The following is a 6678-nucleotide window of genomic DNA, read 5'->3' on the forward strand; positions in this document are numbered from 1 at the left end:
CGCGCCGAGGGCCGGTGCCTTCGCCGGCGCGCACCCCCGCGCCGGGACGATCGGTCGAGCTGCCGACGGCGTACGACGGCGCGGACCTGGGCCGTGTGGCCGAGCTGTGGGAGTGCTCGGTCGAGGAGGTGGTGGCGCGGCACACGTCGCTCGTCTTCACGAGCGTCTTCTGCGGGTTCGCGCCGGGCTTCGCCTACCTGACCGGCCTCCCGCCCGCGTGGCGGGCGCCCCGGCTGGCCGAGCCGCGGGTGCGGGTCCCCGCCGGGTCGGTGGGGATCGCGGGGGAGTGGTGCGGCGTCTACCCCGTCGCCTCGCCGGGCGGCTGGCTGCTGCTCGGGCGGACCGAGGCGACGCTGTGGGATCCCGGCGACGCCGAGCGGCCGGCGCTGCTCGCGCCGGGGACGCGGGTGAGGTTCACCGTTGCCTGAGCGGGGATCCAGGCCCGGATCCGACGAGCTGCTGGTCGTCGCCGCCGGGGTGCTGACGACGGTCCAGGACCGGGGCCGGGTCGGCCTGGCCCATCTCGGCGTCCCCCGGGCGGGAGCGCTCGACGCGCCGGCCGCCGCGCTGGGCAATCGGCTCGTGGGCAACCACGCCGACGCCGCCGTCCTCGAGCTGACCCTCGGCGGCCTGCGGGCGTTCAACCGGGGGACCGGCCGCTGGGCGGCCCTGACCGGTGCTCCCGTGGACGCACTGGCCGGGCGGGCGGTGCCGTTCGCGGAGCCCTTCTGGTGGGCCCGCGACGCGGTGCTGGAGGTGGGGCGGCCGCGTGACGGCGTACGCGTGTATCTGGCGATGGCCGGCGGGATCGCGGTCGCTCCCGTGCTCGGCTCGCGCTCGACCGACACGCTGGCATGGGTCGGCCCGCCGCGCGTGACGGACGGCACGCGGCTGCCGCTCGGACGACCCGGGCCGGACGTGCGCCCGCAACCGCTCGACACGCCGCCCGCTCGGCGTGTCGGCGCCATCCGGCTGACGACCGGGCCGCAGGCCGACTGGTTCTCCGACGTCCCGACCGGTCGCGGCTGGACGGTGCGGCCCGACTCCGACCGCGTGGGGCTGCGACTGGACGGCGAGCCGCTGACCCGGATCCGCGAGGGCGAGCTGCCGAGCGAGGGGATGGTGCTCGGCGCCGTCCAGGTGCCGCCGAGCGGCCTGCCCATCGTGTTCCTGGCCGACCACCCTCCGACCGGTGGCTACCCGGTGGTCGGGATCGTCCACCCCGACGACCTCTGGCTGTGCGCCCAGCTCAGGCTGGGGGAGCCGGTGGCGTTCGCGCCTGCCGGAGCGCGGTGAGCGCCGGATCGTCGACGGCGAAGGAGCGCACCGGCCCCGCCGGCGTCGCCGCGGTCTCGAACCGCACGGTCACCACGCCCCGCCCCGCGCCCCACACCCAGCCGCGGCCGTGCTCGGCGTGCTCGACGTCCATGCCCGGCCACCATCCCTCCCGGCGGCGCAGGGGCACGGCGGCCGCGGGCTCCTCCTCGGCCGGCTCCTCGTCCTCGGTCGTGTCGCCGAAGAGGTCCTCCTGTACCCAGTCGGCCAGCCCGCTGACGCCCACGCCCAGCAGCCGCACGCCGCCGGCCGCCTGACCGGTCTCCAGCAGCTCGACGAGCAGCGCGCGGGCGAGCCGCCCGATGGTCGCCGTCGCGTCGGTCGGCGCGGTCAGCGTGGTGGAGCGGTTGAGCGTGGTGAAGTCGTGGAGCCGCACCTTGAGGGTGACCGTGCGCCCGGACAGCCCGTGCTTGCGCAGCCGCTCGCCGACCTCCCGCGCTTGTCGCGTGACCAGGCTGTCCATGAGGGCGCGGTCGGTGAGGTCGGCGTCGTACGTCGCCTCCACGCTCACCGACTTCGTCTCCCGCTCCGCCACGATCGGCCGGTCGTCCTCCGCCCGGGCGAGGTGGAAGAGGCCGGCGCCGTGGGCCTTGCCGAGGATCCGGACGAGCTCCTCGTGGCCGACCGCCTCGAGGTCGGCCACGGTCTGGATGCCGGCCCGCCGGAGCCGCTCCGCGGTCTGCGGCCCGACGCCGGGGATGACCTGGACGTGCATCGGCCGCAGCAGGTCGCGCTCGGTGCCGGGCGCGATCACCACCAGGCCGTCGGGCTTGTCCAGGTCGCTGGCGACCTTGGCGATGAACTTGCTGGTGCCGATCCCGACGCTCGCCGTGAGGCCCCCGGTCACGGCGCGCACCTCCTCGCGCACCTCCGTCGCGAAGGCGTGTACGCCGTCCACCGAGAGGTCCACGGCGGTGTGGGCGGCCGCGAGGTCGACGAACGCCTCGTCGAGGGAGAGCGGCTCGACCAGCGGCGAGATCGCACGCAGCAGGCCCATCACCCGCTCGCTCGCCTCGCGGTAGGCCTCGAACCGCGGCGAGAGGAAGGCGGCGTGCGGGCACCGGCTGCGCGCCTCGCGGGTCGACATCGCCGAGCGGACGCCGTAGCGCCGGGCCTCGTAGCTCGCGGTCGCCACGACCCCGCGACCGCCGGTCCCGCCGACGACCACCGGCTTGCCCCGCAGCGAGGGCTTGTCCCGCTGCTCGACGGCCGCGTAGAAGGCGTCGAGGTCGAGATGGAGGACGGAGGCGTGCGCACGCACGGCGCCGACGGTAGTCCTTCCCACCGTCAACTCCCGCCACACGCAGGGCCACCAGCCGTCCCGGAGCCCGCTCCCGGACGCCCTCGCTCACAGCCCCCTCGCGGCCCGCCCGGTTCGACGGGTGCCGACGTCGAGAGTCGGGCCATGCTCACCATGAAGGCCAAGACGCCCGAGGACATCCTCGCCGCCGTTCCCGTCGTCCTCGGGTTCCATCCGCGGGACTCTGTCGTGATGCTCACCTTCGGGGGAGCCCACGCCTTCCACGCCCGCATCGACATGCCGCCGCCCGCGCCGCCGCCGGCGGTCGTCGAGGGCCTCGCCTCCGCGCTGCTCACCCCGGTCTTCCGGGAGCGGGCCGAGGCGGTCGTCCTCGTGCTCTACTCCGCCGACGCCGCGCTCGCCGAGGAGGTGTTCGAGCACCTCGCCGCCCGCTGCGGCGAGGGCGGCGTCCGCGTCCTGGAGGGGCTGCGGGTCCACGGCGACCGGTGGTTCCCGATCGCCTCTCCCGCCGCCGGACCGCCCGACGGCGTCCCCTTCGACCTCGGCTCGCACCGGTTCACGGCCGCCTCGGTGCTGGAGGGGCTCGTGACCGCGGAGTCGCGCGAGCAGATCGCCGCCCGTGTCGCCGCCGACCCGCCCGGCGTGGAGGCGGTGGCCGAGGCGCTGCCCGCCAGCGGCCTGATGACCGGACCACGCCTGCGCGACCTGCTCGAGGCCCACGCCGCCGCCGGCACCGTGCCCGACGACGACCAGGCCGCCTCGATCCTGCGCTCGATCGCGGGGCCGTCCGTCCGCGACCACGCGTGGTGGGCGGTCGGGCGCCGGAGCGCAGAGGCCCACGCCGCCCTGTGGACCGACCTCGTCCGGCGGGCGCCGGCACCGCTGCTCGGCCACGCCGCCGGGGTGCTCGCCATGGTCGCGTGGCAGGCGGGACAGGGCACCCTCGCCTGGTGCGCGGTCGATCGCGGGAGGGAGGTCGCTCCGGCGCACTCGCTGCTCCGCCTCGCGTCCGACATCCTCGGCGCCGGCACCCCGCCCTTCGACGACTGGCCCGCGGACGCGCTGCCGCTGACGGGCTGAGCCGGGAGACCGGCGGGTCGGTGCTCAGTCGCGCTCGCGCAGCCGGGCCCAGTGCCGGAAGGCGCCGCTGCGCGGATCGCGCCAGCCGTGCCGGTTGACCGTGACGAAGACGAGGCGACGCCCCTGCTCGGCGTACGCCTGGACGGCGCCGGCGAGCCACTGCTGCTCCAGGTCCTGCACGGGGTCGAGCTCGCCCGGCCGGGTGAGCCACACCATCGGGTGGACCCGGTTGCCGAGCCGCGCGGTCATCGCGGCGACGACGTCGGTGCGCAGCGCGTGGTCGGTCCGCTCCTCGGGCAGCAGGGCGTGCACGACGCCGGCGCCGCCGGGGATGCCGAGGTGCAGTCGTGGCACGAAGACCGGCCGGCGCTCCGCGGTCGCAAGGTCCAGGACGGCACGGCGCAGCGCCCGCTGCAACGCCAGGCCGAGGCTCTCGGGCAGACCGGGGTCCATGGGCCGAGCCTGCCCGAGTTCCCTGCCGGCCGCCGCCCGCTCTCCACAGGGTCTCGGGCGGGCGCGATGATGGGTGCCATGCCCACGACCTTCCAGATCGCCCAGGATCCCGCCGCCGACGCGGTCCTCGCCGAGGATCCCTTCGCCCTCCTGGTCGGGATGATGCTCGACCAGCAGTACCCCATGGAGCACGCCTTCCGCGGGCCCGCCAAGGTGCTCGCCCGGTTCGGCACGCTGGACCCGGCGGCGATCGCGGCGGCCGACCCGGAGACCTTCTCCGAGCTGTGCCGTCAGCCGCCCGCCATCCACCGGTACGGCGGCGCCATGGCCGCCCGGCTCCAGCAGCTCGCCCAGGTGGTGGTCACGACCTACGACGGCGACGTCACCCGGCTGTGGAGCGAGGCGCGCGACGGAGCCGACCTGCTCCGGCGGGTGATGGCGCTGCCGGGCTTCGGAAAGCAGAAGGCCCAGATCTTCGTCGCCCTGCTCGCGAAGCAGGCCGGCGTCCGGCCCGAGGGGTGGGAGGCGGTCGTCGGCGACTACGCGCTGGAGGGCCACCGCTCGGTCGCGGACGTCGTCGACGCGGCCTCGCTGCAGAAGGTCCGCGACCACAAGAAGGCGGCCAAGCGCGCGGCGAAGGCCGGTGCCTGAGTCCCCTTGGCGCCATGGCACAATGATCGACGCGGCTCTTGACGACAGCGGGCCTTGCCGCGCCCCGAAACCAGCACGAGAGGTGTTCGTGTCCTCGAACGCACGCAAGCTCCCTGCCGAGGTGCTCTCCCACCCCGCCGTCGTGTCGCTCATCGACCGGGCTCGGCCCACGGGTCGCGTCACGCCGGAGGAGGTCCGCCAGGCGAGTGAGTCCGCGGCCGTCGAGCCGCGCCACCTCAAGGGCCTGATGGCTCACCTCGGCGAGCTGGGCGTCACGGTCGACCTGGGTGCGCCCGGTGGCCGCGCGGCGGCCGCGACGTCGGCCGCCAAGAAGGCGACGACCGCGCCGGCCACGAAGGCGCCGGCCAAGAAGGCCGCCGCGAAGAAGGCGGCGCCCACCAAGGCGGCGCCCGCCGACGAGGCTCCCGACGGCGAGGAGGAGGTCGTGCTCGACGACCTCGAGGTCGACGTCGAGGAGGTCGCCGCCGACGGCGCCGGGGCGGTCGAGGCCAAGGTAGGCCCCGACGGCAAGAAGATCCTCCCGGACATCTCCGACGAGCAGTTCGAGAAGGACGTCGCCGCGGACCCCACGATCGAGGAGGACGAGAAGGAGGCCTCCTTCGTCGTCTCCGCGACCGACGACACCGACGAGCCCGAGCAGCAGGTCATGGTCGCCGGCGCGACCGCCGACCCGGTGAAGGACTACCTCAAGCAGATCGGCAAGGTCGCGCTGCTCAACGCCGAGATGGAGGTCGAGCTCGCCAAGCGGATCGAGGCGGGCCTCTTCGCGGAGGAGAAGCTCGGCAAGGGCGGCAAGATCTCGGTGAAGACCGAGGAGGAGCTCGAGTGGATCGCCGAGGACGGCCGCCGCGCGAAGAACCACCTCCTCGAGGCCAACCTCCGCCTCGTCGTCTCGCTCGCCAAGCGCTACACCGGCCGCGGCATGCTCTTCCTCGACCTGATCCAGGAGGGCAACCTCGGCCTCATCCGCGCCGTCGAGAAGTTCGACTACACCAAGGGCTACAAGTTCTCGACCTACGCGACGTGGTGGATCCGGCAGGCCATCACCCGCGCCATGGCCGACCAGGCCCGCACCATCCGCATCCCCGTGCACATGGTCGAGGTGATCAACAAGCTCGCCCGCGTGCAGCGCCAGATGCTCCAGGACCTGGGTCGCGAGCCCACGCCGGAGGAGCTGGCCAAGGAGCTCGACATGACCCCCGAGAAGGTCATCGAGGTCCAGAAGTACGGCCGGGAGCCGATCTCGCTGCACACCCCGCTCGGCGAGGACGGCGACTCGGAGTTCGGCGACCTGATCGAGGACTCCGAGGCCATCGTCCCGGCCGACGCGGTCAGCTTCACCCTGCTCCAGGAGCAGCTCCACGCCGTCCTCGACACGCTCTCCGAGCGCGAGGCGGGCGTGGTCAGCATGCGCTTCGGCCTCACCGACGGTCAGCCGAAGACCCTCGACGAGATCGGCAAGGTCTACGGCGTGACCCGCGAGCGCATCCGCCAGATCGAGTCGAAGACGATGAGCAAGCTGCGCCACCCCTCCCGCTCGCAGGTCCTGCGCGACTACCTCGACTGACCCGCCGCGTCGTACGGCGGCTCGTCCGCCCGGGGGCTTCCGCTGACCCGCCGCGTCGTACGGCGGCTCGTCCGCCCGGGGGCTTCCGCGTCAGCCGGCGGCGACGAGTGCCACGGCGACGGCGGTGGCTCCCAGCCCGATCGCCTGCACCCGGTGCACGCGCTCGTGGAGGAGCAGCACGGCCCACGCCACGGTCGCGGCGGGGTAGAGCGACGCGAGCACCGACGCGACGGTCAGCAGGCCGTGCTCGGTCGCGGCGAGGAAGAGCGCGAGCGCGGCGGCGCCGAGGGTGCCGCCGGCCCCCGACCAC

The 6678-nt window shown here is 74.8% G+C and carries 7 protein-coding genes and 1 pseudogene; 5 read left to right on the forward strand and 3 right to left on the reverse strand.

From position 1 onward, the window contains the following. Both QM572_RS03880 and QM572_RS03885 read left to right on the forward strand, forming a co-directional pair. Window positions 1–428 (forward strand): 5-oxoprolinase subunit B family protein (locus QM572_RS03880; protein WP_415090225.1); only part of this gene is annotated, 428 nt, incomplete at its 5' end. Beyond that, entirely contained in the window at window positions 421–1296 is an 876-nt protein-coding gene (locus tag QM572_RS03885) for a biotin-dependent carboxyltransferase family protein (protein ID WP_415090228.1), read from the forward strand. The genes QM572_RS03880 and QM572_RS03885, both read left to right, overlap by 8 nt. Here QM572_RS03885 and QM572_RS03890 read toward each other — a convergent pair. Further along, window positions 1250–2596, reverse strand: a complete 1347-nt coding sequence (locus QM572_RS03890) for a DNA polymerase IV (protein ID WP_415090230.1) — start codon at window positions 2594–2596, stop codon at window positions 1250–1252. The genes QM572_RS03885 and QM572_RS03890 overlap by 47 nt on opposite strands. 144 nt (window positions 2597–2740) lie before the next feature. Here QM572_RS03890 and QM572_RS03895 point away from each other — a divergent pair, with 144 nt between their 5' ends. Beyond that, window positions 2741–3676 (forward strand): DUF4192 domain-containing protein, encoded by a 936-nt coding sequence (locus QM572_RS03895; RefSeq protein WP_415090232.1) that lies wholly within the window; start codon window positions 2741–2743, stop codon window positions 3674–3676. 24 nt (window positions 3677–3700) lie between these two features. On the opposite strand, the gene QM572_RS03900 is transcribed toward QM572_RS03895, so the two are convergent. Then, window positions 3701–4129, reverse strand: coding sequence for a hypothetical protein (locus QM572_RS03900; protein WP_415090234.1), 429 nt, complete (start codon window positions 4127–4129; stop codon window positions 3701–3703). Between the two features lie 69 nt (window positions 4130–4198). Between QM572_RS03900 and QM572_RS03905 the strand changes: the two genes are divergently transcribed. After that, window positions 4199–4780, forward strand: coding sequence for an HhH-GPD-type base excision DNA repair protein (locus QM572_RS03905; protein WP_415090239.1), 582 nt, complete (start codon window positions 4199–4201; stop codon window positions 4778–4780). A gap of 337 nt (window positions 4781–5117) precedes the next feature. After that, window positions 5118–6368: pseudogene (locus QM572_RS03910) on the forward strand (RNA polymerase sigma factor); the annotation flags it as partial. 90 nt (window positions 6369–6458) lie between these two features. On the opposite strand, the gene QM572_RS03915 reads toward QM572_RS03910, so the two are convergent. Further along, window positions 6459–6678 (reverse strand): EamA family transporter (locus tag QM572_RS03915; protein ID WP_415090236.1); only part of this gene is annotated, 220 nt, incomplete at its 5' end.

Source organism: Nocardioides sp., assembly GCF_047607365.1.
Lineage (GTDB): Bacteria > Actinomycetota > Actinomycetes > Propionibacteriales > Nocardioidaceae > Nocardioides.

Bases quoted from the DNA above. Each gene is read 5' to 3' on its own strand.
- QM572_RS03895 (WP_415090232.1), top strand. From the start codon at position 2,741: ATGCTCACCATGAAGGCCAAGACGCCCGAGGACATCCTCGCCGCCGTT.
- QM572_RS03905 (WP_415090239.1), top strand. From the start codon at position 4,199: ATGGGTGCCATGCCCACGACCTTCCAGATCGCCCAGGATCCCGCCGCC.
- QM572_RS03900 (WP_415090234.1), bottom strand. From the start codon at position 4,129: ATGGACCCCGGTCTGCCCGAGAGCCTCGGCCTGGCGTTGCAGCGGGCG.